The organism is Sphaerotilus uruguayifluvii, from assembly GCF_013294065.1.
Lineage (GTDB): Bacteria > Pseudomonadota > Gammaproteobacteria > Burkholderiales > Burkholderiaceae_C > Sphaerotilus > Sphaerotilus uruguayifluvii.
This window is the reverse complement of record NZ_JABSNM010000009.1, coordinates 133,836-158,569: the sequence shown is the minus strand read 5'-3', so window position 1 is coordinate 158,569 and position 24,734 is coordinate 133,836. Positions and strand designations below refer to the sequence as shown.

Annotated in this window: 20 protein-coding genes; 7 read left to right on the top strand and 13 right to left on the bottom strand. The window is 72.0% G+C overall.

From position 1 onward, the window contains the following. Positions 1 to 102: 102 nt before the first annotated feature. Positions 103 to 2,076, top strand: coding sequence for a serine/threonine protein kinase (locus tag HNQ01_RS11980; RefSeq protein ID WP_173805535.1), 1,974 nt, complete (start codon positions 103 to 105; stop codon positions 2,074 to 2,076). 11 nt (positions 2,077 to 2,087) lie between these two features. Here HNQ01_RS11980 and HNQ01_RS11975 read toward each other — a convergent pair whose 3' ends face one another. Genes HNQ01_RS11975 through HNQ01_RS11965 form a run of 3 tightly spaced genes read right to left on the bottom strand, consistent with a single transcriptional unit; the run spans position 2,088 to position 5,245 of the window. Beyond that, on the bottom strand, positions 2,088 to 3,443 hold the full coding sequence (locus tag HNQ01_RS11975) for a serine/threonine-protein kinase (RefSeq protein ID WP_173805664.1): 1,356 nt from the start codon (positions 3,441 to 3,443) through the stop codon (positions 2,088 to 2,090). A gap of 9 nt (positions 3,444 to 3,452) precedes the next feature. After that, the gene (locus HNQ01_RS11970) at positions 3,453 to 4,325 is read right to left on the bottom strand and encodes a Tll0287-like domain-containing protein (protein WP_173805663.1); all 873 of its coding nucleotides are present in this window, start codon (positions 4,323 to 4,325) and stop codon (positions 3,453 to 3,455) included. After that, entirely contained in the window at positions 4,322 to 5,245 is a 924-nt protein-coding gene (locus HNQ01_RS11965; RefSeq protein WP_173805662.1) for a FecR family protein, read from the bottom strand. The genes HNQ01_RS11970 and HNQ01_RS11965 overlap by 4 nt, the downstream gene beginning before the upstream one ends. A 176-nt stretch (positions 5,246 to 5,421) precedes the next feature. Between HNQ01_RS11965 and HNQ01_RS11960 the strand changes: the two genes are divergently transcribed. From HNQ01_RS11960 to HNQ01_RS11935, 6 genes are all read left to right on the top strand, one after another. Then, a complete protein-coding gene (locus HNQ01_RS11960) occupies positions 5,422 to 7,110 on the top strand; it encodes a serine/threonine protein kinase (protein ID WP_173805661.1) in 1,689 nt (562 codons plus the stop codon). 105 nt (positions 7,111 to 7,215) lie between these two features. Then, positions 7,216 to 9,480, top strand: coding sequence for a hypothetical protein (locus HNQ01_RS11955; RefSeq protein ID WP_173805660.1), 2,265 nt, complete (start codon positions 7,216 to 7,218; stop codon positions 9,478 to 9,480). Between the two features lie 38 nt (positions 9,481 to 9,518). Beyond that, positions 9,519 to 10,748, top strand: a complete 1,230-nt coding sequence (locus HNQ01_RS11950; RefSeq protein WP_173805659.1) for an OmpA family protein — start codon at positions 9,519 to 9,521, stop codon at positions 10,746 to 10,748. 39 nt (positions 10,749 to 10,787) lie between these two features. Continuing rightward, on the top strand, positions 10,788 to 13,664 hold the full coding sequence (locus HNQ01_RS11945) for a choice-of-anchor D domain-containing protein (protein ID WP_173805658.1): 2,877 nt from the start codon (positions 10,788 to 10,790) through the stop codon (positions 13,662 to 13,664). Between the two features lie 3 nt (positions 13,665 to 13,667). Continuing rightward, positions 13,668 to 13,982, top strand: a complete 315-nt coding sequence (gene mrtJ, locus HNQ01_RS11940) for a JDVT-CTERM system glutamic-type intramembrane protease MrtJ (protein WP_173805657.1) — start codon at positions 13,668 to 13,670, stop codon at positions 13,980 to 13,982. A 32-nt stretch (positions 13,983 to 14,014) separates the two neighbouring features. Further along, positions 14,015 to 15,040, top strand: coding sequence for a porin (locus HNQ01_RS11935; RefSeq protein WP_173805656.1), 1,026 nt, complete (start codon positions 14,015 to 14,017; stop codon positions 15,038 to 15,040). Here HNQ01_RS11935 and HNQ01_RS11930 read toward each other — a convergent pair. Genes HNQ01_RS11930 through HNQ01_RS11885 form a run of 10 tightly spaced genes read right to left on the bottom strand, consistent with a single transcriptional unit; the run spans position 15,028 to position 24,711 of the window. Then, positions 15,028 to 15,597, bottom strand: coding sequence for a hypothetical protein (locus HNQ01_RS11930; RefSeq protein ID WP_173805655.1), 570 nt, complete (start codon positions 15,595 to 15,597; stop codon positions 15,028 to 15,030). The two genes, HNQ01_RS11935 and HNQ01_RS11930, sit on opposite strands and share 13 nt — an antisense overlap. Continuing rightward, the gene (locus HNQ01_RS11925) at positions 15,594 to 16,460 is read right to left on the bottom strand and encodes a polysaccharide lyase family 7 protein (protein WP_173805654.1); all 867 of its coding nucleotides are present in this window, start codon (positions 16,458 to 16,460) and stop codon (positions 15,594 to 15,596) included. Before HNQ01_RS11925 ends, HNQ01_RS11930 begins: the two co-directional genes overlap by 4 nt. Before the next feature lie 19 nt (positions 16,461 to 16,479). Further along, positions 16,480 to 16,632 carry a hypothetical protein gene (locus HNQ01_RS11920; protein WP_173805653.1) on the bottom strand — a complete coding sequence of 51 codons (153 nt, stop codon included), beginning with the start codon at positions 16,630 to 16,632 and terminating at the stop codon, positions 16,480 to 16,482. Between the two features lie 31 nt (positions 16,633 to 16,663). After that, entirely contained in the window at positions 16,664 to 18,001 is a 1,338-nt protein-coding gene (locus HNQ01_RS11915; RefSeq protein ID WP_173805652.1) for a TIGR02270 family protein, read from the bottom strand. A 30-nt stretch (positions 18,002 to 18,031) separates the two neighbouring features. Next, positions 18,032 to 18,904 (bottom strand): WD40/YVTN/BNR-like repeat-containing protein, encoded by an 873-nt coding sequence (locus HNQ01_RS11910; RefSeq protein ID WP_173805651.1) that lies wholly within the window; start codon positions 18,902 to 18,904, stop codon positions 18,032 to 18,034. Positions 18,905 to 18,916: 12 nt separating this feature from the next. Next, positions 18,917 to 19,840 carry a DUF4150 domain-containing protein gene (locus HNQ01_RS22425; protein ID WP_286180727.1) on the bottom strand — a complete coding sequence of 308 codons (924 nt, stop codon included), beginning with the start codon at positions 19,838 to 19,840 and terminating at the stop codon, positions 18,917 to 18,919. Further along, complete coding sequence (locus HNQ01_RS11900; protein WP_173805650.1) at positions 19,840 to 20,877, bottom strand: hypothetical protein; 1,038 nt, start codon at positions 20,875 to 20,877, stop codon at positions 19,840 to 19,842. Before HNQ01_RS11900 ends, HNQ01_RS22425 begins: the two co-directional genes overlap by 1 nt. Beyond that, a complete protein-coding gene (locus HNQ01_RS11895; protein WP_173805649.1) occupies positions 20,874 to 21,980 on the bottom strand; it encodes a DUF2169 family type VI secretion system accessory protein in 1,107 nt (368 codons plus the stop codon). The genes HNQ01_RS11900 and HNQ01_RS11895 overlap by 4 nt, the downstream gene beginning before the upstream one ends. Positions 21,981 to 22,005: 25 nt before the next feature. Next, on the bottom strand, positions 22,006 to 22,491 hold the full coding sequence (locus HNQ01_RS11890; RefSeq protein ID WP_173805648.1) for a DUF6484 domain-containing protein: 486 nt from the start codon (positions 22,489 to 22,491) through the stop codon (positions 22,006 to 22,008). 9 nt (positions 22,492 to 22,500) lie between these two features. Next, positions 22,501 to 24,711 carry a type VI secretion system Vgr family protein gene (locus tag HNQ01_RS11885; protein WP_173805647.1) on the bottom strand — a complete coding sequence of 737 codons (2,211 nt, stop codon included), beginning with the start codon at positions 24,709 to 24,711 and terminating at the stop codon, positions 22,501 to 22,503. Positions 24,712 to 24,734: the final 23 nt, after the last annotated feature.

Genomic DNA, 24,734 nt, shown 5'->3' with positions numbered 1-24,734 from the left:
GGTCGGCGCCGTCGCGCCGGCCCGGATCGACCAAAGTCACAAGACGGCGCCCGCCTGCCCCGCTACGCTGGCAGGGATGGCGACAACCTGGCGGCGGACGGCGTGGACGAAGAAGGCACACTGAGCATCGGGACCCGGCTGGGCGAATTCGAGATCCGCGGCCTGGTCGGCGTCGGCGGGTTCGGCATCGTCTACCGCGCCTTCGACCACGACCTCGAGCGCGAGGTCGCGATCAAGGAATACATGCCAGGGCTGCTGGCCTCGCGCGGCAGCGACGGCTCGGTGCAGCCACGCGGGCGCACGCATGGCGAGACCTTCGGTGCCGGGCTGCGCAGCTTCATGCTCGAGGCGAAGATGCTCGCGCGCTTCGACCATCCGGCGCTGGTCAAGGTCTTCCGCTACTGGGAAGGCAACGGCACCGCCTACATGGTGATGCCGCTCTACCAGGGCCAGACGCTGGCGCAGACGCTGCGCCAGATGCCGGCGCCGCCCGGCGAGGTCTGGCTGATGGGCGTGCTGGTGCCGCTGCTGGGCGCCCTCGAGACGCTGCATGCGCAGCACATCTACCACCGCGACGTCTCGCCGGACAACATCCTGCTGCTGCGCAACGGCCGGCCGGTGCTGCTGGACTTCGGCGCCGCGCGCCAGGTCATCAGCGACCGCACGCAGACGCTCACCGCGATCCTGAAGCCGAACTACGCGCCGATCGAGCAGTACGCCGAGATGCCGAACCTGCGCCAGGGGCCGTGGACCGACCTCTATGCGCTCGGCGCGGTCGTGCATGCGAGCCTGACCGGCAGGCCGCCGCCGCCGGCGGCCGCGCGCACGCTGCAGGACGAGATGGTGCCGCTGCCCGAGATCGGCGCACGGCTGCAGGCCGAGCGTGGCCTGCGCTACAGCGACGCCTTCCTGAACGCCTGGCAGCAGACGCTGGCGGTGCGCCCGGACGGGCGGCCGCAGAGCGTCGAGGCGCTGATGCGCCTGCTCGGCCTGCTGCCCTCGGTCATGCCCGGCTTCGATCCGGACGCGACGCTGGCGGGCACCGCCAATGCGCAGGACATCGACCCGGACCGCACCGTCGTCGTCACCGAGCCGACCGGCGGCCTGCCGCGGCGCGTGACCCAGCACCCGGTCACGCGTCATGCCGCCTCCGCACCCACCTCCGCACCCGCGCCGGTGACCGGCCTGCCTCCGGCCACGCCGGAGGTCGCCGGCATGGTGCCCCGCGCCACCACGCCGTCGATGCGCGGCGGCGGCACCGAGCCGCGCACCGGCCGCGACATGAAGATCGTGCTGCCGGACCCGGCGACGGCCCCCGGCACCGCCCCGCGCCCCCCGACCGCAGCCGCCCCCGCAATGTCGGCCCCGCCTCCGGCGGAGGCCCGCGCACCGGCGCCCGCCACCTCCGCCTCGCAGCGCGGCCCCTGGCTGGCGGCCGCGGCGGCGGTGCTGCTGCTGGTCGGCGCGGCCGCGCTGCTGCTCGGACGCCGGGGCGGCCCCGCCCCCGAACCGGCCCAGGCCGCGGCCAGCGCCACGCCACCCGTGGCGGTGGCATCGCAGGCCGACGCGCCGCGCACGCCGCCGCCGATCATCACCGAGGAGCGTGAACCGCCCGTCGCCCGCGACACCGCCGCTGCATCGATGCCGCTGCCGAGCGAGCCGCCCGCGGCCGGGCCGAAGGTCCTGCCGGCGCCGCAGGCGACGGCGCTCCCCGGCGCGGCCTCGGCGCCAGGCCTGGCGGCATCGAGACCCGACCGGGCTGCACTTGCGGCCGCTCGCGCGTCCGCAGCCGCGGCTCGTGCGGCCACCGAGGCCCAGGCGGCCTCCCAGCATGCAGCCGGGGGCGCGGGCACGGCCTCCCGGCCCGCCGGACCGGCTCCCGCCTCCGCGACAGCACCGGCCGAGACCGCACCCGAGTCCCCCGAAACAGCTTGTGCAGGACGCATCCTGATCGCACACGCGATGTGCATCGACGCCCAGTGCCGCAAGCCGGAGTCCGCACGGCATCCGACCTGCGTCGAGCGCCGGCGCAAGGCCGAGGAAGAAGAGTTCCGCAGGCTGCACCGGGACGGCTGAACGGACGGGAATCAGAAGGGACCGAGGCCGCGCTCGAGCGCGGCGCGCACCTGCGGATCGTCGATGCGCGCCAGCAGCGCCTGCAGCCAGACCGAGGCCGAGGCGGCCCGCGCGGCCTCGCGCTGCGCCAGCACCGGCGCGATCGGCCCGAGATGCGGCAGCAGCAGCCGGCCGGCGCGGCGCACCCGCTCGGCATCGGGCCAGACGCCCGAATCCCCGGACAGCACCGCACTGGCCGCCGACGCGCGCGACGCGCCGACGCTCAAACCCGCCGCCAGGAAACGCCGCCGCGCCCCCTCGTCCTCGAGATGGCCGGCCAGCCGGCCGTGCAGCGTCGGCAGGTCGGTGCACTCCCGGGCCGCGCGGCGCACCAGCACCCGCGCGACCGGCCCGAGCTCGGGCAGCAGCCGCGTCTCGAGCTCGCGCAGGCTGCCTTCGTCCCAGCCCGGCAGCGGCCCGCCACCGGCCACCGGCAGCAGCCGCACGACCGTCTCGTCGGACAGGGTGCCGGCCGGGACGCCGCGGGCCGGCACGCCGGCCAGCGCCAGCAGCGCCTCGCGGAAGGCCGTCGCGTCGGCCGGCCGGGCCTCGGGCCGGCGCGACAGCGCCTGCATCACCAGCGCGTCGAACAGCACCGGACTGCCGCTGCCCTCGGCCTGCGACGGCGGCGCCGGTGTCTGGTGCAGCACCTGGTACATCACCACGTCGGGCCGACCGGAGAACGGCTGCCTCCCGGCCAGCAGCTGGTACATCAGCACGCCGGCCGCCCACAGGTCGACGCGATGGTCGATCGGGCCGCCCAGGAACTGCTCCGGCGCCATGCAGTGCGGCGTGCCGATGAGCGAGGCCTCGCGCGTCAGGCCCCGCTCGTCGATGCGCGCGATGCCGAAGTCGGTGACCTTCAGCCGGCCGTCGCGGGTCAGCATCAGGTTCGACGGCTTGATGTCGCGGTGCCAGACGCCGTGCGCATGCGCGTGGGCCAGCGCGTCGAGCAGCTGCAGCATCAGGCCGACGACATCGGCCGGCGGCAAGGCGCCGGCGCCCAGCCCGCCCGACAGCGGATGGCCGTCGACCAGCTCCATCGCGATGTAGGCGGTGTCGCCGTCGACGCCGTACTCGTGCACCGCGACGATGCCGGGGTGGTGCAGCCGCCCGGCCGCCTGCGCCTCGTTGCGGAAGCGCTGCAGCGCCGACTCGCGCTCGGCATCGCCCGCGCGGCCCGCGCAGTGCATCGTCTTGATCGCCACCGGACGCAGGATGTCGGGATCCTCGGCGCGGTAGACGATGCCCATCGCGCCCTGGCCGAGCAGGCCGGTGACGCGGTACTTGCCCAGGCGGGCCGGCAGCGCGGGCACGGAATGCGGCATGTCCGGCCCTCAGCTCTCCAGCAGACGCATCGCCTCGACCAGGCTGCGGCGCATGCGCCCGAACGAGGCCGCCAGCACCGCGATCTCGTCGCGGCCGGCGCGCTCGAAGGCCGGCGCCTCCATCTCGCCGAGGCTGACCCGGTCGGCCAGCGCCGACAGCCGCCCGACCGGCTGCACCACCAGTTTCCACAGCATCAGGTTCAGCACCAGCACGACCGCGCCGAACACCGCCGCCAGCGAGCCCACGAAGACCCCGAAGGCCGCCTCGGCCCGCTGCAGCGGCACGGCCATCGGCACCGAGACGATCTGCGCGCCGACCACCTCGTCGTGGCTCCAGCCGAAGCCGTTGGCCGGCCCGTAGCGCTCGATCATCGGCCGCGGCGCGGCCTCGACGGTGCTGTGGCAGCGCAGACAGGCCGCATTCGAGATCCGGATCGGCCGGGCGATGTAGAGCGACCGGCCGGTCGGCGTGTCGCGCTCGCCGACGAACTCCCTGCGCTGCAGGTCGCTGCGGAACTGGGTGACCACGTCGACCTCCCACTCGACCGCCCGGTCGCGCGGATTGGTCGGATTGAGCACCGCCTCCTTGTAGACATAGTCCGGATAGCGGCCGCGCAGCGCCGCCACCACCTCGGTCGCGGCGAAGGCCGGCACCGACTGCGGCAGGAAGCTGTACTTCATCTGCGTCTCCAGCAGCGGCGTGATCTGGCCGGTCGTGTAGGCGCGCACCGCCAGCGCCTTCTCCATCAGCAGGCGCGCCCGCTCGATCACCTCCTCGCGGGCCTGGGCCTGCAGCAGCTGGCGCGTCACCCAGGCGCTGGCGCCCAGCCCGAGCGCGAACACCAGCAGGAAGACGAGATTGAACTTCCACAGCAGCTTCACGGACGCACTCCCGGTGAATGGGCGCCCGACGAGGACGGCGCGTCGACGGCCGCGCCCGGCGACGCGCGGCGCGGCGCGGCGGGCGGATCGAGCACCGGCGCCCACTCCGGATGCTCGGCCAGATGCGCGCGCAGCGCGGCCCGGAACTCCCGGCGCGCCGCCAGCGCGCGCCAGCGCTCGACGCCGGCGCGCCGCAGCAGCGGCTCGCCCTGCAGCCAGGGCGCCAGCAGCGCGTAGTCCGGCTCGCCGAGCACCGCGCCGGGCGGGACCTCGCCGGCGAAGCGCCCGGCCAGCGGCGGCAGCGTGTCGCGGAAGGCCGCCGGCAGCGCCGCAAGCCACTCGGCCGGCGGCCGCGGCCGCGCCACCGGGCGGCCGCTGGCGCCCGGCCGCAGCACCAGGTGGTCACCCGCGTGCACCGGCACCTCGGGCAGGCGCAGCGCCGGCTGGCGCGGCTGCCACTGCGGCATGCCGCTCTCGACGAACAGCGACAGCGCCGGCCCCTGCGGCTCCAGCCGCGCGATCGTGACCGCGGCGGCCGGCCGCCAGGCCAGCAGCGGCGTCATCAGCGTCGCGCGCGCCTGCCGCGTGGCGAACTTGAACCAGCCCGACAGCACATACCAGTCGGCGCCCCCGGCCAGGCGCGGCGCGCTCCACAGCCGTGCGCCCGGTCCGAGCTCCAGCACCGAGCCGTCGGCCTGCTCGATGCGCACCAGCGCGGCCGGCGCCTCGGGCAGGTGGACCAGATCGGCCGCCTGCAGGCGCATGCCCGGCACCAGCCGCAGCACCGCCTCGGCGCGGATCAGGCGCGGCTCGCCCTCGGCAACCGTCACCAGGCCGACCGAGGGCGGCGCGGCCGCACGCGCCACGCCGCCGATCAGCGCCAGCCCGAGCAGCATGATCCGGCTCCGCAAGTTCCTCATCGCTCGCCTCCGGCCCGATCAGGACATGCCGCCCGGGGGAGCGGCAAGCGCCGAAAGTCATGCGTCCCGCCCCGGGACGCGCACAGGACTTTGGTCATTCGACGGCCGCGCCTGCGCCCGGGACAATCCTCGCGTCGCCCGTCCGGGCCTGCCCGCCCTCCCGCCAGGAAGCCTCGATGCCAGAACCGTCCGCCACCGCCGACGATCCGGACCGGACCCGGCTGGGCCCTGCACCGGCCGGTCCGCCACCGCCCGGCGAACTCGCCGACGACGAGTTCGGCAACGCGCTGCCCGCCGGCACCCGGCTGGAGGAGTTCGAGCTGCTGTCGGTCATCGGCGAGGGCGGCTTCGGCATCGTCTACCTCGCTCAGGACCATTCGCTGCACCGGCGGGTCGCGATCAAGGAATACATGCCCTCGTCGCTGGCCGCGCGCACGCAGGCGATGACGGTCTCGGTGCGCTCGCGCCGCCACGCCGAGACCTTCGAGGCGGGCCTGCGCAGCTTCATCAACGAGGCGCGGCTGCTGGCCAGCTTCGATCACCCCTCGCTGATCAAGGTCCACCGCTTCTGGGAGGGCAACGGCACCGCCTACATGGTGATGCCCTGCTACGTCGGCCGCACGCTGGGCGAGGTGCTCAAGGCGCTGCCCGGGCCGCCCGACGAGCTCTGGCTGCGCGCGCTGCTGGTGCCGCTGCTCGACGCGCTCGAGACCATGCACCGCGCCGACACCTGCCACCGCGACATCGCGCCCGACAACATCATGATCCTCGAGGACGGCCGCCCGGTCATTCTCGACCTCGGCGCGGCGCGGCGGGTCATCGGCGACATGACGCAGGCGCTGACGGTCATCCTGAAGACCGGCTATGCGCCGATCGAGCAGTACGGCGACATGCCCGGCGTCAAGCAGGGGCCGTGGACCGACCTGTACGCGCTGGCCTCGGTCGTGCATTTCGCGCTGACCGGGCGCACGCCGCCGCAGTCGGTCACCCGCGTGGTGACCGACAAGTACCAGCCGCTGGTGCGCAGCGCGGCCGGCCTGTGCGGCCCGGCCTTCCTCGAGGCGATCGACGCCTGCCTGGCGGTGCTGCCGCAGCACCGGCCGCAGAGCGTGGCCGAACTGCGCGCGCTGCTGGCGGCGCCCGCGGTCGGGCCCGCCCCCTCGGCAGCGCCGCCCGCCGCCCCGGTGCGCTCGCCGCCACCGCCACCGCAGCCGCCGCCCCCACCCCTGCGCGCGACGCCTCCGGCCGGGTCGCCCCCCGCTGCGCTGCCGAGGCCGGCGGCGGCCCGATCCTCCGGCCTCTGGATGGCCGCCGCGGCCGTGCTGCTGGTCGGCGCGGCCGGACTGGCCTACCGGCTCGGGCGTCCTGCACACGCACCGACGCCGGCGGCTGAGCCGGCACCGGTCACGACCGCCTCGGCCCCGGAGCCGCAGCCCGCCCCCGCGGCGCCACCGCCGCCCGTCGCCACCGCCCCCGCGGCCCCTGCCGCATCCCTGCCCGGCTCCGCCGCGTCCGCGCAGGCCGATCCGGTGACCGTCTCCCCGGCCTCGGCGCCGGCGGTCGCCCGGACCCCGGAGCGCAAGACGCCGCCGCCCTCGCCTCCCGCTCCGCCGCGGTCGGCCGGCAACACCCCGGCCCCGGCGCGCAAGGCGCCCTCGGACGAGAGCCCGACGCTGTCGCCGCCGGAGGTCTCCGACCGCTCGGTCTGGAGTCCGGACGGCCGACCGCCCAAGGTCATCCGGGCCCAGCCGCCGGCACCGGACTACGTCACCCAGCTCAAGTGCAACGACCTGCTGCAGAAATCGGCTCTGGGCGACCCGGTGACCGACGCCGAGCGCAGCTTCATGCGGCGGGAATGCCGCTGACCCCCGCCTCGGCAGCCTCCTCAGCCATGACCAAAGTCATGCTTCAGACCTTCGCCGCGTGGACAGAATCGGGCCGGCAGGCCGACTGACAGAAGGGCATCCGGCATGAGCACTTGCAGCACCCCTCACCCCGGCGCCGAACGTACGGGCGGTGCCACGCTGGCACTGCTGGTCGCGCTGGCCCTGCCCGGCTGCGGCGGCGGCTCCAGCGCCACGGCACAGGACAGCGGCCCGGACAAGACCACGCTGTCGGTCGCGGCCCGGGATGCCGACGGCGACACGCTGCACTACCAGTGGCGCGTCACCGCCGGCCGCATCGACGACCGCGATGCCTCGAGCACGACCTGGACCCTGCCCGGCGGCCCCGGACTGCATTTCGCCTACGTCACGGTGTCCGACGGACGCGGGGGACATGCCCAGGCGCAATATGCGGTGTCGTCCGATGCGCTCGACCCCGCAGCGACACCCGCCACGACCGCCCAGCCCCTGCACGCGCCCCCGGCCGTCACCGACGATGGCCAGCTCGGCGGACGGCTGCGCCTGCAGGCGGCAGGCAGATGGATCTTCACCAGCCGCGACGGCACGACCACGGGCGAGCGCACGCTCGCCCTGCCCGACGTGCTGGTCGAGGTGCGCGACGACACGGACCAGACCCTCTTCAGCGGCCGCAGCGACGGATCGGGGGAACTCGTGCTGCCACGGCTGCCCGTGCCGACTTCGGGCGCGTACCGCCTGCACTGCACGCGCGATGCGGCACTGGCGCGCAGCGCCTGGCCGGTCTGCATGCCGGCCTACGTCCCGAGCGCTGCGCCGGCCACGGTTCCCGTGAGCCCCGGCGCCGGAATCAACCTGCGCCTGTACGGTCACGTCGAACTGGCCGACGGCTCGGCCTGCGGCCGCCAGGATCCGGGCACCGGCCTGACCCGCGTCGCCACGCTGCGGCTGCTGCAGACCGACGGCACCGCCGCCACGGCGGCGATCCCGGCCAACCGGTACGGAGACTATCTGCTGGAGGCCGCCGTGGCCGCACAGGGCAGCTACCGGCTGGAGGTGAACTGCGAAGGTCTGCGGCAGACCGTCGACCTGCTGGCGTCCGGCCCCTACCTGGCGGAGACGCCGGTGGAGATGCCCCCGCTCCGCCTGGCCAACACGCCACCGCGCATCACCCGCATGCTCGCGAACGGGCCGGACGGCAACGTGCGGGGCCGCCCGGTCACGGCCCCGTCGGGCAGCCTCTCGGACGGCCTGCCCGGCGCCGACCGGTTCCTCGCCTACAAGGGGCTGGACACGCCGCAGAGCGCCTGCGCCTATTACCGCGCGCTCGGCCTGGTGTCGGATTGCGATGCCCAGGGCACGCCGGCGCAGCCCGTGACGATGGCCGACTGGCAGCGCCATCACCGCCTGCCGCCCTACGACGACGGCATCGCTGCCGCCGACAAGGCCAGCGCCGACTACATCAACCGCATGGACCTGAACCTGGTGCGGCGCATGTCGGCCGTGCGGCGCAGCGCCGACCAGATCGCCTTCCTGGTCTGCAATCACCCCGGCCCGGACGGCTTCGGCCAGGCCGAAGTCGACAGCACGATCGACCAGGCGCGCCAGGGGCTGAAGCAGGTGGCCTGCGTCGGCATGGAGTGGACCGCCACGCCCGGCGCCAACGGCGGCCGGCCGTTCACGAAGTTCGTCACGTTCGGACCCGACGGCAGGCTGCTGCTGTCGGTCAACCTCGACGGCCGCGGCGAGAAGTACATGCCGGGGGTCTGCGTCGCCTGCCACGGTGGAGCGACGCACGCCGGGCGCTTCCCGACCGCACGGGGCGCCTCGCCGATGCTCGGGTCGCGCTTCCTGCCGTTCGATGCCGGCAACTACCGCTTCAGCAGCGCCCCGGGCCTGCGCGAGGCCGACCAGCAGGTGGCGCTGCACGCGCTCAACCGCCTCGTCCAGGCCACCGAAGGCAGCGCCGACACCCCCGTCAGCCGGCTGATCGACGGCTGGTACGCAGACGGATCGACGGCGCAGGACAAGGCCTACGTGCCCCCGGCCTGGATCGCCCACGCCCGCAGCGTGCCCGGCGCAGACCGCCTCTACCGCGAGGTGATCGGCGCGTCGTGCCGCACCTGCCACGTCGCCTTCGCCAGCGCCAGCGGCCGCTTCGACTGGGACCGCTCGATCCCGTCCGGCTACCGCAGCCACCTGTGCGGCGGCGGCGCCGACCTGGCCGTCAACCGCTCGATGCCCAACGCCCTGGTCACGCTGGACCGCGTGACCGAGCGGCTCGGCGCCGATGCCGGGCTCGGCCGCATCAGCGAGCAGGTGTTCGGCTGCGACATCACGAAACCGGCGCCCGATCCGGTGTTCGACACGCGCTGACCCCTCGTTTTCCGCCCTGTCCTCGCAAGGCCGCCGTCATGAAGCTCCTGCCCGCCTGCCTGTACGCCGCCGCCCTGGTGCTGCTGTCGTCGATGCTGTCGCTGCCGCCGGCCGAGGCGCAGCCGTCCGCCTCCGCGTCCCCGACCCGCCCGAAGGATCTGGTCGCGCCGGACCCGATCCGCTTCGAGGACGCGATCGCGCGGGCCGGCGAACAACTGCTGCTGCAGGCACGCGATCAGCTCGGCGCCGAGGCCCGCACGCTGGTGATCGATCCGCTGATCGACGCCAACACCGGCGCGCAGACCGCCAGCACGGTACGCATGGGCGAGCAGCTCGAAGCCCTGCTGCGACGCCAGACGCCGCAGTGGAAACCCCGCCCGCTGACCCGGCAGGCGCTGGCCGACAAGCCGCTGCTGCTGATCGGCACGCTCACGCCGGTCAACGTCGAGCGCGCCGTCGACACCGTGCCCGACGCCTTCCGCGTCTGGCTGACGCTGATCGACCTGCGCACCGGCCGGGTGGTGGCCAAGCAGCTCGACCGCAGCACGGTCGACTCGGTCAACCCGGAGCCGCTGAAGTTCTACGCCGACAGCCCGACCTGGCACAAGGACCGCACGACGCTCGGCTACATCAACTCGTGCCAGGTCAACACGCGCGTCGGCGACCCGGCCGACCCGGACTACCTGAGCCGGCTGCCCGGCGCCGCGGTGGTCAACGAGGCGATCCTGGCCTACGGCGCCGGGCGCATGCAGGAGGCCCACCAGCTCTACCGCGAGGCCGACACGATGGCCGATCCGGGCGATCTGCGCGTGCTCAACGGGCTGTACCTGACGAGCTGGAAGCTCGGCGACCCGCAGGCCGCACGCAGCGCCTTCGAACGCATCATCGCGACCGGACTCGACACGAAGCGCCTGCCGATCAAGATCCTGTTCCAGCCCGGACGCACGAGCTTCAGCCCGATCGGCGACCTGCCGCAGCAGTACCAGCTCTGGCTCGACACGCTGGCGCGCGAGACCGGCCGCGCCGACGCCTGCGTGCGCATCGTCGGCCACACCAGCCGCACCGGCAGCGCCCGCGCCAACGAAACGCTGTCGCGCCAGCGCGCCGAGGCGGTGCAGAAGCTGCTGGAGCGCAGCAACCGCGCGCTCGGCGCCCGGCTGAGCGCCGCCGGCGTGGGCTCGCGCGAGGCGCTGGTCGGGCTCGGCACGGACGATCTGCGCGATGCGCTGGACCGGCGGGTGGAGTTCCGGGTGGTGGACTGCGTGTAGGGCGGACTTTCCTCTGGCCGGAACAGGGAGAAGCACATGATGTCGACGTTCGTCCCGAGAGCAGCCGGGCTGGCGCTGCTGCTGGCCGCCACCGGCGCCAGCCAGGCGCAGAACTTCGGACTGGCGGCCCCGAAATGCGCTGGATGCCACACCAACCCGCCGACGGTCCAGGCCACGACCCCGAACGACTGCTCGGGCTATGCCGTCGGTCTGTCCGAAGACTTCGTCGGCAATGCATCGAACCTGCAGACACGGCTGAACGCCAGCTGTTCGATGATGAAGTCGGTCGCCGACACGCTGACGGCACAGGATCGGGATGCCGTCGCAGCCTATCTGCTGAACCTGCGCGACGCCCTCGCCGTGCCCGCCGCGGCCACGCTGACGTTCCCCGGCACCACAGCCACCGGCGCCACACGCACGGCCTCGACCTCCTTCACGCTGAGCAACTACCGGGGCGCCGAGCTGACGCTGGCCCTCAGCAGCAGCAACCCGCGCTTCAGCGTCACCCGGAAATCGAGCAGCACCTGCACGGCCCTGACCGTGCCCGCGGCCTCATCCAGCCTGACGCCCGGCACCTGCCGCCTCGACCTCGACGTCGTCTTCCAGCCCCAGCCGGCCGATGTGGTGGCGCCGCAGACCAGCGCCACGCTCACCAGCACCCTCACCGTCACGCCGACCTACGCCGGCAGCGACGTGCAGCCGTCCGCCTCCGCCGGCGGCCGCACGATCACGGTCGACGCCACCGCCTACCGGCCGACGGTCACGCTGTCGCCGCAGGCCCTGGCCTTCGGCGAGGCGGTGATCGGCGGCGCCTCGGTCGTGCGGACCGTCCAGATCAGCAGCACCTATCCGGACGCCAGGACCTACGCGCTGACCCTGCCCGCCGGCGTCACCGAAGACAGCCCCGGATGCGCCGGCCGGGTCATCGCCGCCGACAGCGGCGTCTGCACCGTCAGCCTGCGCTGGCAGCCCACCGCTGCCGCGATCTCCACACCCCTGCCCGCCAGCATCCCGGTCACCATCACCGGCACCGGCGGCACCGTCAGCACCAGCCTGGGCCTGTCGGGCACGGCGGCGTGGCCGCTGACGGCCTCGCCGACGCGGTTGACCCCGAGCGCCGCCGGCCCCGTGTCCACGGCCCTGAGCAACCGCGGCAGCACCGCGATCGTGCTCGGCGCACCCACTTTCACCGGCACCGCAAAGGACGACTACCGCATCGCCGCCGGCGCGGGCTGCACGCCCGGCTCGCGCGTGGACCCGGGCCTGAGCTGCACGCTGACGCTGGACTACACGCCGACCGCGAGCGGCAACCGCCAGGCCACGCTGGCGATCGCCCACGACAGCGCGGTCGGCGGCAGCCCGCTGTCCATCACCCTCGACGGCACCGCCGACATCGGCCAGCTCTCGCTCGACGCCGCGCAGCCCTCTTTCCCCGACACCGTGCTCGGCGCGACCCCATCAGGCACGGTCACCGTCACGGCACACAACACCGGCTCGAAGCCGCTGACGCTGAACGCGCTGAGCCTGGGCGGCCCGCACCCGGGCGACTTCCTGCGCGCCGGCACCTGCGCGGCCGGCAACACGCTGGCGGTCGGCGCCACCTGCACCGTGACGCTGCAGTTCAGCCCCGGCGCCACCGGCATCCGCAGCGCCACGCTCTCGATCGCCCATGACGGTGCGGCGCCGAACCCGTCGGTGCTGACGCTGACCGGCCTGGGCCTGCCGCAGCCAGTCGGCGTGCTGACGATCGACGCCGCCAACCCGCTCGACGTCGGCAGCCAGACCGTCAACGGCCTGTACGGCACCCGCACGGTCCGGCTGCGCAACAGCGGCACCGCCAGCCTGCAGCTCACCGGCGTGACCCTGAGCGGCAGCGGCTTCAGCCTGGACAGCACGCCGAGCTGTGCCGCCGGCACGACGCTCGCCATCGGCCAGACCTGCGACCTGGCGCTGCGCTTCACGCCGCTGGCCGCCGACACCGACTACCGCGCCACGCTGAGCATCGCGCACAGCGCCGCCGGCTCGCCCTCGAGGCTGTCCGTGACCGGACACGGCAGCGCGGCCGTCGTGCCGGTCGTCACCTGGGTCGGCGGCACCGAGGTGCACGACTTCGGCACCCAGGCGATCGGCGCCGCCGGCACGACCAGGCACACCGTCAGCCTGCGCAACCTCGGCCCGGGCGCGATCCGGCTCACGCTGATCAACACCATCGGGCTGGAAGCGGCGATGTTCCCGGTCCAGGGCGGCGCGGCCGACGCCTGCGTCGCCGGCGCGCTGCTGGAGCCGGATCGGACCTGCTCGATCACGCTGGCCTTCAGCCCCGGCTCGCCGGGCACGCACGGCGCCCGCCTGCAGGTCGTCTCCAGCGGCACCGCGCTGGCCCCGCTGGCGCTGACCGGCACCGGCCTCGGCCCGGTCGGCGGCTCGACGCTGGCGGTCACGCCCGAGCGCCTCGACCTCGGCACAGCGCGGGTCGGCGCCGCCTCGCCACCGGGCGAGATCGTCCTGCGCGCCGACGCGCAGAGCGCCGTGCAGGTGATCGGCTGGGCGGTCGACGGCGCCTTCGTCGTCGAGGGACGCACCTGCCCGGCGCCGCCCTTCACGCTGGCGGCCGGCACCGACTGCCGCATCGCCGTGCGCTTCGTGCCGACCGCGGCGGGCAACACGGGCGGCACGCTGCAGGTCACCAGCAGCCCCGGCCCCGACCTGGCCGTCAGCGTCCGGTCGGTACCGCTGGCCGGACGCGGCGAATCCGCCCCCGACGTGGTGGGCGGCGGCGGTGGCGGCTGCAGCATCGCCCGGGTGTCCGGCGACGAGACCCTCGATCCGACGCTGCTCGTGCTGGCGGCCCTGGCCGCGCTGATCCTGGGCCGTCGCGGCCGGCGGCGTCGTCCGCCGACGCAGCGTGCGTCATGAGCCATGACCGCCGGATGGGCACCGCTGCTCCTGCTGGTGATCGCGCCGGTGCTGGAGGAGATCGTCTGGCGCGCCGGGCTGCAGGAGGCACTGCTGACCCGCACCCGCTGGCCGGCGGCGTCGATCAACCTCGGCGTGGCGGCGAGCTTCGCGCTGGCGCACGCGCTGCGCGCGCCCGACAGCGTCTGGGCGTGGCTGACGCTGCTGCCGGCGTGGCTCATCGGTCGGGCCTACCAGCGCTGGCGGCACCTGGGCCCCTGCATCGCGCTGCATGCGGCCATGAACGCGCTGTGGCTGGCGGCCCGGCCGCCCGCCTGAGCCTCCCTCGACGATCCGGAGACCTGTCCACCATGCCGAGCCCCCTCGCCCGCCTGACGATGACCCGGATCGTGCTGACCGGCGCCCTGGCCCTGTGCGGCGCCACCGCGGCGCACGCGCAGGTCGATCATTCGATCTACGGTGTCGCCGACCTGTCGTACGGCCGCTTCGAGCCGGCCGGCCTGTACCGCCAGTACCGCCTGAACAGCAACTCGCTGACCGCCTCCTTCATCGGCGCCACCGGCAGCTACGGCTTCGAGAACGGCGTGACGGCAGGAGTCACGCTGGAGACCTTCTACCGCTTCCAGGACCTGCGCACCGGCCGCAACGACAACGATCCGCTGCTGTCGCGCAACGCCTTCGTGTCGCTGGCGCACCGCGACTGGGGCCAGGTGCGCGCCGGGCGGCTGCAGACGCTGCTGTTCAACACGACCGCCCGCTTCAACGCGCTGGGCAACTCGGTCGGCTTCTCGCCGGCGGTGCGCCACCTGTTCGCCGCCGGCAACCTGATCGGCGTGCAGGGCGACTTCTACTGGGACCGCGCCATCGGCTACACCGCACCGAAGTTCGGCGACGTCACGCTGTCGGCGATGGCCGCCGACGGCGACCGCGACGCCCCGGGCCGGCTGTCGGCACTGAACGCGATCTACGCCCGCGGCCTGCTGGCCGTCTCGGCCTCGTGGCAGCGCGTGCGCCTCGACCCCGAATTCGCCGACGCGATCCGCGAGCAGGCCAGCCAGCTCGGGCTGAGCTACAACGCCGGCTGGGCGCAGGTGTTCGGGCAGTACACGCTCGTGCGCGACACCGGGCTGCAGCTCACCAGCCGGATCGCCTCGCTCGGCCTGTCGGCGCCGCTCGGGCCGGGCAAGGTGCAGCTGCAGGTCGCGCGGTCACGGGCGCTCGGCGACGCGGTCGACCGGCGCCAGCAGACCTGGAGCCTGGCCTACCTCTACGAATGGGACTCGACGCTGGATCTGTACGTCGTCGGCATGGACGACCGGGTGTGGGGGCAGACGGTCGGGCGGTCGGTGGCGGTGGGGGTGCGTTACCGGTTCTGATCGGGATCGGCCCACGGCGACACCCCGTCGCCCGGGCAGCGGTTCTGGGAACGCTCGTCCCGGATCTGGCCGCTCAGCACGCTCACCTCGGCCTCGGGCAGCCGGCCGAGCACGCGGGCGGCGCCCGCCAGACTGCGACAGGCGCGCTCGCGGTCGCCCCGTCGGGCGAAGAAGTGGCCCGCGGTCTTCAGCAGCTTGGCCAGCGGCAGGTCCTCGGTGCCGGCCGCGGGACGATGCGCCGCGATGCCGCGGTTCAGGTAGTCGAGCGCCAGATCGGACGAGGTGCGCGCGTGCAGCTTGAGGAAGTCGCCGATCTGCCACGCGGTCTCGACCACCCGGCATGACGGCGCCGGCGGCTCGGCCGCCTGGGCCAGCGCCGCATCCCACAGCGCGACGGCCGCCTGCGGTGCAGCCGGGTCGAAGACCTCGCGGGCCTGCTGCAGCCGCTGCGCCACCTCGGCCGGCGGTCGGCAGGCGTGCGGCAGGCCGGCCGACGCGACGGTCGCCGCCGCCAGCAGCATCCCTCCGGCCACGGCCGATGCCCGGCGCACCCTCATCGGAACACCAGTCGGCGCATCAGCAGACGGCCGCCCTGCGCCGGGTCCGTGCCGGTCTCGTCGAGGTAGACGCCGGCCTTGTAGTAGGCCCCGATGTCCCGCCAGCTCGGATCGATCGGCATCGACCGGCCGTTGATGTGCACCCGCATGTCGGCGACCGCCACCTGCAGCGTCAGCCAGGCCTCGCCCGGCGTCGCGAAGGTCTGCAGCACCAGGCTGTCGTACCCGCTGACGCTGTCGTCGGCGCTGCGCCGCAGCTTGGCGCGCAGCTGCCAGCCCCGGGTCGGGCCCGGCTCGACGACGACGAGCAGCAGCGGCGGCGCGCTGACCACCGCGCCACGGGCGTCGCTCATCTGCCAGCCGTGGATCTGCGCGACGATCACCGTGCCACGCAGCGGCGGCATCTGCGTCGGCAGGATGTCGATCGTCATCGTCACGGGCGAGCCGGCACCGATCGTCCAGCCATCGTTCGCGCCGCTGCGCACCTGATGGCGGAACTCGGTGCGCGGGCTGTCGGACGTGGCGCTCGACAAGGCGCCAGTGACCGGGCACCAGAGCATGACGGCTGCCTCGCCACGGGCGCCGGTACCGTCGACCCAGACCGACCGGAACCAGTCCGACTCATGCCCGCGCGGGGCGCCAGCGGACGGCAGCAGTTCGACCGTCTTCAGCGTGCGCGCTGGGAGACCGCCGGTCGTGCCGTCCGCCTTGACCGGCAGGGTCAGCGTGACGTGATCGAGGTCGAGCAGCTCGGCCGGCGGCGGGAGCGAGGACGCGGCATCCGTGCCATCGCCCCCTCCACCGCCGCAAGCGGGCAGGCAGGTGGCGCTGGCCAGGCCCAGCAGCAGGTGTCGACGGTGCATGGTGATCCCCTCCTCCCGTTCAACCCGCGCCCGACCGGTGCAGCCACAGCACGACGGCCGCGAAGATCAGCGCAACCATCAGGCGGATGCGTGCGGCGAGCGTCAGCCGCCGATGGCGCAGGCTGTCCACCACCACGAGCAGCAACAGCAGCACGGCGACGCCGGACAGCACGGTGGGGGCCGACGGGACATGCCACACGGTGTCAACCCATCTCCGCCAGCCAGCGCTGCTGGCGCCACGCGGGGGCGGCAGTCGGGAACAGCTTGGTGCCGGGGGTGAGCAGGCAGGCCCACTGGGCCGCGGCGATGCGCTGGCGCTGGTAGCCGTCGCGCAGGACTTTCAGCGCGTGGGCGGGGCTGGGCGGCGCGCCGACGAAGAAGCGCTGGCCGGCGGGGAACCGGTGCTGCTGCGCCTGCCACCACGCCTGGACCTTGTCGGGGTCGGGCCAGGGCAGACCGTCGTCCTCGTCCATCGCGACGTTGTCGTCCTCGGGGTCGTCGTTGGGACCGAAGTCGATGCCGGCGGGTGGCTTGCGGTCGAGGTCCAGCCAGGCGAGGTCGGCGCCCGTGATCATCGAGAACGCCTCGCCCGCCAGACGGGTCAGGCGCAGGTCGGTCATCTGGGCGATCAGCCAGGGGATGAGGTGAGGATCGCCGGTGATGCCGCAGCGGCGGATGAGGCGGCGTCGGGCCTGGGCTGCCGCGGGGGTGTCGGCTTTGGTCAGGGCGGCGCAGTGGCGCAGGTGGTGGTGGGCGGTGGGGAGGTCGAGGGCTTTCAGGGACAGTTCGGCGGCGGCGTCGCTGAAAGGTGCAGCGCCTTCGGCCAGTGTGGCCAACCAGGCGAGCGCCGGATCCCGCCCGCCCAGCAGCACCGCGGAGCGGGCCGCCCAGAAGCGTAGCGTGGCGGGCTCGCCGTCTCGGCTGACGGCCGCCTGCAGCAGCGGCAACAACTCCACCCGTCCCACCTCCCCTGCCACGCGGAACGCACGGGCACGCAGGGCATCGTCCTCGGCGGTGCAGGCCGCGTCCAGCGCAGGACCCGGGTCGACGCGGTGCATGGCACAGGCCGCCAGGGCCACGCAGCGCTGCAACGGCTCGGTGGAGGCCAGCAAAACACGGATCGTGCCCTGGAGGGCTGGGGGAGCCACCCAGCCAAAGGCGCCGATGAGGCCGCGTTCAGCCTCGTCCGACACATCCTGCAGCGCCGCCACCGCAAACAAACCGTTCAAGCCCGGCCGGTCCTGGGCCTCCAAGCATTGAATGGCACCGGTGAAGATCGCACCGGCCGTGGGCCCGGGGTCCGATTGCAGCGCCTGCCGGACGCCGGCAGCGCCTGCAGGCGTCGTCTTGGCCACCGCCAGGACTTCCAGATGCGCCATCAGGCGCTCGTCGATGCGCCGAACATGCCGCAGCCTGGTATGCGGCGCTCGCGTCGCCGCCCAGCGGGCCTGCAACAGCCAGCACGCCTCCTCTATGGTCGACCAGAGCACCGGAAGGATGGCTGGCCGACCGGCAACGTCCATGGTCGCGGGCACGGGCATGGTGGCGATCCGCGCGGGCATCCGAAGGCGTCAGGAACCGACGATGTAATGGCGACTGTCCCAGGCCACGCCGTCGAATCGGTGAAAAGAAAGCCCCCCGGACACGCATAGATAGCCGGAACACACCCGCAACCGCAAGGCGGCAACCCCCGGCAGCACGGGCACCAAGGCCTCATCGAGCATCTTGAACACCCCCTGGCTGGTGCCAACGTAAACCGCGCCCTGGAAATCGACCACGTCTAGGCAGTCCTCCAGATCAGAATCCAGAATCGTCCACTGCCCCGGCCCTCCCGACAGCACGACCCCTGCGTCACCAACGACATGGACCGTGCCGTCAGCGGCCACGCAGACTCCATTCAAATTGACATTCGTCGGCAAATGGTCCCGGACCCAATTTCCCCCGTGGGTGTACAGGAACAGGCCGGCCCGCCCGATCGCATATAGTCGATGGCCGTCCACCGTCCCCCGCACGGCTTCCACGAACAGGTCGGGTCCCGATGCCAAAAGGGCAAACTGGCCCCGCTGATAACGCATCAACCCCTCCTCCGACGCGATGTAGCACACGGAATTCTCATCCGCCCAGACCCCCGTCAGCATTCCTTCGGTCGGCGACTGGAGCACCCGCCACCGCGTCCCGGTACGGACATGCAATTGCCCCGCTTCACCGGCGGCCAAAAGGGTTCCATCAGGTGCCAGCCACAGGTCGGACAGCCACGTATCCACGTCGTACAGCAGGACGGGTTCGCCATGCACACCGCTATGCTCGTAAACATAGGACACAGGAAACTCCCCGTCGTACGCCAGCAGTTTGACCAGCAGACCACCATCCTCCAGCGGGATCGCCGGCGCTGCGGTCCACGTCCAGCCATCTTGGCCAGCATCGTTCTCGTCCTGACTTGCCATACGCTGCTCCATTCACCTAGCCATGCCCGGCGGGCGCCGGAATTTCCCGCTGCGTGGAACACGCACAGGATCCCCATCCGCCAGCTCCAAATATTCCTTGAAATAATGGTCTACCACCATTTTCAAACACGATTTGGCCGCGTCGCTTGGCTGAGTTGATCGGGAATCCGCAACAGCTTTCAGGTTGGCGTCCCGCACGGCCTGGTAGGAAACGCTCTTGCTGCCTTTCCATTTTCTTTGCATGGAAACCTGGGCCTGCGTCTTTTTGTAATGTTGCGTCCCGGCATCCGTGCTGGCCCCTTTCAGGCAGATGCACGGAGCGTCATTCACCTTGTATTTTGGGCAGGAAGTTATGCCACCGCCGCCTCGGCTGTTCTCGAAGCAGGCATTTTGCAGAATATGATCGGATTCGTAGCCATCCGGGCAATTCTTGCTGCCATGCCGATGAACATTGATGTGCTCGGCGGCAAAGATGCTCTGGCACGAAGACCCGCCGACAAACATCTGGTCGAGATGCGGAAATGGAATGCCTTCATTGGCCGTGGACCCGTGGTTATGGGTGGTCAGGTCTAGGTGCCGGACGACATTCTCCCCCTCCACCTTCACATCCATCGACCATGCCGTGAAGTAAACCTTCCCCGTGATCTTGTGCGTCACCACCCCCTTCATCGGCGCGCACCCCGCCTCATCCCCCGTGCTCTTTTTGAAATAACTCTTGTTCTTGAGCATCACCTCCTGCCCGGAGATCTTCACCGTGGTCGAGCCGTCGCTCGTGTCCGAGGCCAGTCCGGTGTTCGGATACGGGATCGGCACTCCCGGCGGCGTCGCGGGCGTCTGCGGCGGCGTGAAGCACACATCCGGAAACGCGCAGATCGACTTGCCATCGGCCGCCTTGCAGGACACCTCCATTCCATTGGCAAACACCTGATTGGCCATCAGCGCCCCCGCCAGTGCAAGGTCAGCGCCGCCCGCTGGCCCGCATCGTTGCCCATGTGCGCGACGATCGCCGGGCCTTTGGTGTAGCGCTTGCGGCAGGCCGCGTCCGCCAGCGCCAGGATCGACACCCCCGCCACCGCGCCCGGCTCGCCCGTGCATTCCGCCGGGTGCCAGAGGTCAAATTCCTCCTTGCGCTGGCGCAGCGTGCGCGACAGGGCCAGCGCCGCCTCCTTGAAATAGAACTGCTCGCCGGACAGATCAGTGATGCGGAAATCCATGTCGTGCATCGCCACGCCCGCCTCGGCCAGCGCCGCCTTGATCGCCGTCGACAGGCCCTCGGCACGCAGCGGTTCGTCCGAGGTGAGGTGCGCCTTCTCGACGCCGAAACCCAGGCCGGACACGATCAGTTCGTCCCCCTCGGCCGGTCGCCGCACCAGCAAGGCCCCCGCTCCCTCGCCCGGCATGAACCCGTTCGAGTTGGTCGGCGTGAGCAGCCGGTCTTCGCGCTCGTAATGGCTGAGCGTCGGCCAGGTCAGCAGGCTGTCGGTCGCGGCAATCAGCACCTGCTCGAAACCGCCCTGCCAGATCAGCGCCCGCGCCTTGAGCAGCGCCACCGCCACCGCCACCCGCCCGTGTGCGACCACCACCGACGCCGGGTGAAAGCGCGTGTCCAGTTCGGCCTGCAACTCGGTGAACAGCAGGTCATCCAGCCCGTCCAGCCGCCCCGGCCGGTCCGCCTCGGCCACGCACAGCAGCAGCGGCAGGCCCGCCCACGCCACCCGCGGCACCTCCACCAGCACCTCGTCCACCGCCAGCGCCGCCATCTTCACCAGCTTGGTACGGCCCCGCCACGGCGCGTCGAGCGGCACCTGGTGCGCCATGATCCACTCGCCATGCGAGTCGATGAAGCGTGTCTCGCTCGGGTTGGTCAGCTTGGCGCGGATGGCGGCACACGCAGCCGGCGCACTCAGCCCGACCGACGTGACCAGCCCGGTGCGGCCGATCGCCAGGGGCTGCCCATGCGAAGGAGCGCTCATCCCGTGGTCTCCTCGGGCTCGCGTGGCATCGGCACCATCACGACCGGGATCGGGAACGCCACCTGCTCGCGCTGCTGCCACCACTCGCGGCCCTTCTTGCCCACCAGCACCTGCGCGACCTCGAACAGGTTGCGCTTGAGCGGCCGGTTGACTCGCCATGTCATCGTGAAACGCTCCTGGTCCGGCTCGAACACGAGGGTGTCGAGCGTGGCGAGGTAGTCCTCCCGCTCGCCTTTCTTCGGGAACACATGCACCGGCGCGTCGAAGTGCGGCAGCACGAAATGGCGCAGGCCGTCGGGCGTCAGGTGGCGCATCGCGACCTCCATCGGCGTGCGGCTGTGGGGAATCTGCTGATCGAGCGGCGCAGCCTGGAAATAGCGCTCGTCGAAGTCATGCGGCAGGAAAGGAAACTCGTGGTCCAGCCAGTGCTGGTCATAGGTGCCGGCAAACACCGACCGCGACGACCAGCCCCGCCCGAGCGGTCCGAACGCCATCGGCGCATAGGCGTCGGTCGGCCACTGGACCGGTTGCCCGATGACCTCCGTGTTCGGCAGCGGCCGGCCATCGACCCAGTCGGTCTTCAGGTGCCGGTGAAAGCCGCGACCGACCGGATTGGCCATGTAGGCATCGTGATCCGCCGGATCCTCGGACGCCTGATCGACGCCACCGAACGCCACGTCATACGAGATCGGCTGTCGCACGAACGCCTGCGGGTCGGACACGCGGATGCCGGTGAGCCCCGCCTGCCAGACGCGGTCGCCGACGACATCGAAGCGCTTGAGCATCGGCCCGACGCGCAGGATCACGTCAGTGCGATGGGTCGGGCGGCCTTGCGGTGCGTGGGCGCTGCCGACAAGCAGAACATCGCAGGCCGGCTTGCATGGAGCGAAATCGACCTCATGGACTGGCGCGGACAGACCCGGCGCCCCCGTGAACGTGTCGGCCATCACCAGCGGCAGTTGCTGATCGTGCAGCCGCACCGCCTCGTCCGGCTTCGGCAGCACGAAGGTGCCCTTGATCACCACCACCAGCGACTCCCGCCCGCTCGGCGCCAGCCCCAGGTTGTAGCCGGCCAGCATGCGAGTGGAATTGATCAGTTCCATGGGCGAAGCGGCCTTGTCGGTGAATTCAGTTGAGCTGCACCGAGCCGCCCTTGATCCGGTTCACGCCGCTGGACCGACTGGACACGTAGGCGCCCTGGATCAGCACCTTGCCTGCCTTGGTCAAGGTGATGCTCGCCTTCCCGCAGCGCAGCACCAGTTGCTCGCGCGCCTGCACCACCATCCGGTCACCGTCGGCATCCACCTCGACCTGAGCGGGCGGGGTCGGCAATGGCCAGCCCGGCCGGCCTCTGATCACACCCATGACGATGGGTCGGTCCGCATCGCCCTGCTCGAACATCACCACGACCTGATGCCCGATGTGCGCGCCATGCAGATCCACCGTGCTGCGTGCACGGAGAACCGCCCCGGACCGCACCGCGGGCATCAGCACCAGCGCCGTCATGTCCTCATCAGGTGCCACCGCCAGCAATTCGCCCACCCACACGCCCTGTAGGGGGGGTGAGGCCGCCTCCTGGACCGCGTCGATCTCCGCTGTATCCACTGCACTCATGAGCGTCCCTCAGTTCTGCAGGATCTTCGATCCCTTCATCACGATGTCCCCGCTGGCCTTGACATTGACCTTGCCCGAGCCATCGATCGTGATGTCCTTGCCCTTGAGAACGATCGTCCCGTCCTTCTTCATCGTGATGCTGGCGCTGCCGGTCTTCAGCGTGATCGAGTCGCCCGCATCAAGAACGAAGTTCTTGCCCACCTTGACCGCATCGTCGTTGCCGACCTGGGCGCTGCGGCCCTTGCCGACCGCGGTGCTCTGATTGCCGCCCACCTCGACGCTGCGGTTCGCGCTGACGGACGTGCTCTGGCTGCCGCCCACCGAGGTCGACTGGCTGGCGCCGACCGCCACCACCTGCATCGCGCCGATGGCGATCTCCTGTGCCGCGCCGATGGCGATCGTCTCGTTGATGCCGACGGTGTGAGTGCGCTGCAGCGCCACCGTCGCCGTCTCGCTGGCGGCCACCGTGATCGTGCGGCTGGCGCCGATGGTGATCGTCTCGTTAGCCCCGACGGTCTCGGTCCGGTTCGCGCCGATCGTGATGGTCTCGTTCGAGCCGACCGTCTCGGTCCGGTTGACCCCGATCGCGATCGTCTCGTGCCGCCCCACCGTCTCGGTGCGGTCGTTCTTCACCAGCACCGTCTCGTCGTGGTCGATGGTCTTGCTGCGGTCATGCCCGACCCAGTGCGTCTCGTCGTTCTCGACCTCGATGTCCTGGTTCTTCTCGGCATGGATCCACAGCTGCTCGGCGCCTTTCTTGTCCTCGAACCGGATCGCGTTGGCATTGGCGTAGCCGCCGCCCTTCGATGAGCGCGTCAGGATCCCGCTCTGCGTCATGTTCGCCGGCAGGTCCCACGGCGGCATCTGCTCGGCGTTGTAGACCCGCCCGGTGATCAGCGGCTGGTCCGGGTCGCCTTCGAGAAAGCTCACCACCACCTCCTGGCCGATGCGCGGGATGTGGATGGCGCCGAAGTTCTTTCCCGCCCACGGGTGCGAGACGCGGATCCAGCACGAGCTCTTCTCGTTCTTCCTGCCGTAGCGGTCCCAGTGGAACTGCACCTTGACACGGCCGTACTTGTCGGTGTGGATCTCCTCGCCGGCCGGGCCGACGACGACCGCGGTCTGCGGGCCCTGCACGAAGGGCTTCGGGGTCAGGCGCGGCGGGCGGAACTGCTGGGCATGCGGGATGACCTCGATCTGGCTGCTCAGCTCGGTGCCGCCGGTGCTGCCGGATTCGTAGGCATCGAGGTGCAGCCGGGTGCGGATCGCGGTGACGAGGTAGTCGGTGTTCTGGTCGTCGCGCGGATGGCGCTCGAGCGTGAAGCGGCAGCCCTCGGCCAGCGACTGCGCGCTGGTCGTGCCTCGGGCGCCGGCATGGCGGGCCTGCTGCTCGTCGAGGCGGTTGTCGGCGTACTGCTCGCCGTCGCCGGTCACCCGGTAGAGCCCGGGATAGTCGAAGCGCTCGAGGTCGGCCTGCTCGTGGCTGCGGCTGCGCTCCCGGCTGACCCGCAGGCTGGCCGACGGGCGCTCGAAGTCGTAGTCGGTCAGCGCGATGCGCCCGGTGCGCACGCCGTGGCTGAAGCTCCAGTCCCACAGGCAGTCGACGTCCGGCGGCGCCTGGCCCGGCACGTCGTAGTAGGCGATGCGCTCGGCCCCGGGCGCCGGATCATGCGCCCCGGCCGCATCGACCAGCACCAGGGTCGCGCCGCCGGCGTCATGCTGGAAGAACCAGCTGATGCCCTCCTGTTCGAGCAGCCGGGCGATGAAGTCGAAGTCGCTCTCGCGGTACTGCACGCAGTAGCCCCGCGGGGCATAGCTGCGGAAGAGCCTGAAATCCGTCTTCGCCACCGCATGGTCGGCCAGCACCTGCCTGACGATGTCCGGCACCGAGAGGTCCTGGAAGATGCGGCAGTCGCTGGTGCGGGTCAGGAACCAGGGCCAGGGCCGCACCGTCATGTCGTAGCCGTAGTGCCGCCCGCTCGGCTTGCCCAGCCCGAAGCGGATGCAGTGCCCGCTCCAGTGCCGCAGGCTGCCATCGCGCAGCACCAGCTCCACCCGCACCGGCTGCCCGAGCAGGTCGTCAGGCGCCAGATCCGGCTTCAGGCTCAGCAGATGCAGCCGCATCTCCCCGATGCGCCCCAGCCCCGCCTCGACGCTCATCGACTCGAAGAGCAGATCGGCGGGGGGCAGCGGGCAGTGGAAGACGATCGGCGGCGCCATGGTCAGTCCATCGTCGAACAGCG

What these genes read in the sequence shown, in the direction of transcription:
- HNQ01_RS11975 (WP_173805664.1), bottom strand. Translation starts at nt 3,443, where the DNA reads ATGCCGCATTCCGTGCCCGCGCTGCCGGCCCGCCTGGGCAAGTACCGC.
- HNQ01_RS11965 (WP_173805662.1), bottom strand. Translation starts at nt 5,245, where the DNA reads ATGAGGAACTTGCGGAGCCGGATCATGCTGCTCGGGCTGGCGCTGATC.
- HNQ01_RS11960 (WP_173805661.1), top strand. Translation starts at nt 5,422, where the DNA reads ATGCCAGAACCGTCCGCCACCGCCGACGATCCGGACCGGACCCGGCTG.
- HNQ01_RS11955 (WP_173805660.1), top strand. Translation starts at nt 7,216, where the DNA reads ATGAGCACTTGCAGCACCCCTCACCCCGGCGCCGAACGTACGGGCGGT.
- HNQ01_RS11950 (WP_173805659.1), top strand. Translation starts at nt 9,519, where the DNA reads ATGAAGCTCCTGCCCGCCTGCCTGTACGCCGCCGCCCTGGTGCTGCTG.
- HNQ01_RS11945 (WP_173805658.1), top strand. Translation starts at nt 10,788, where the DNA reads ATGTCGACGTTCGTCCCGAGAGCAGCCGGGCTGGCGCTGCTGCTGGCC.
- mrtJ (WP_173805657.1), top strand. Translation starts at nt 13,668, where the DNA reads ATGACCGCCGGATGGGCACCGCTGCTCCTGCTGGTGATCGCGCCGGTG.
- HNQ01_RS11935 (WP_173805656.1), top strand. Translation starts at nt 14,015, where the DNA reads ATGCCGAGCCCCCTCGCCCGCCTGACGATGACCCGGATCGTGCTGACC.
- HNQ01_RS11930 (WP_173805655.1), bottom strand. Translation starts at nt 15,597, where the DNA reads ATGAGGGTGCGCCGGGCATCGGCCGTGGCCGGAGGGATGCTGCTGGCG.
- HNQ01_RS11925 (WP_173805654.1), bottom strand. Translation starts at nt 16,460, where the DNA reads ATGCACCGTCGACACCTGCTGCTGGGCCTGGCCAGCGCCACCTGCCTG.
- HNQ01_RS11915 (WP_173805652.1), bottom strand. Translation starts at nt 18,001, where the DNA reads ATGCCCGTGCCCGCGACCATGGACGTTGCCGGTCGGCCAGCCATCCTT.
- HNQ01_RS11910 (WP_173805651.1), bottom strand. Translation starts at nt 18,904, where the DNA reads ATGGCAAGTCAGGACGAGAACGATGCTGGCCAAGATGGCTGGACGTGG.
- HNQ01_RS22425 (WP_286180727.1), bottom strand. Translation starts at nt 19,840, where the DNA reads ATGGCCAATCAGGTGTTTGCCAATGGAATGGAGGTGTCCTGCAAGGCG.
- HNQ01_RS11900 (WP_173805650.1), bottom strand. Translation starts at nt 20,877, where the DNA reads ATGAGCGCTCCTTCGCATGGGCAGCCCCTGGCGATCGGCCGCACCGGG.
- HNQ01_RS11895 (WP_173805649.1), bottom strand. Translation starts at nt 21,980, where the DNA reads ATGGAACTGATCAATTCCACTCGCATGCTGGCCGGCTACAACCTGGGG.
- HNQ01_RS11890 (WP_173805648.1), bottom strand. Translation starts at nt 22,491, where the DNA reads ATGAGTGCAGTGGATACAGCGGAGATCGACGCGGTCCAGGAGGCGGCC.
- HNQ01_RS11885 (WP_173805647.1), bottom strand. Translation starts at nt 24,711, where the DNA reads ATGGCGCCGCCGATCGTCTTCCACTGCCCGCTGCCCCCCGCCGATCTG.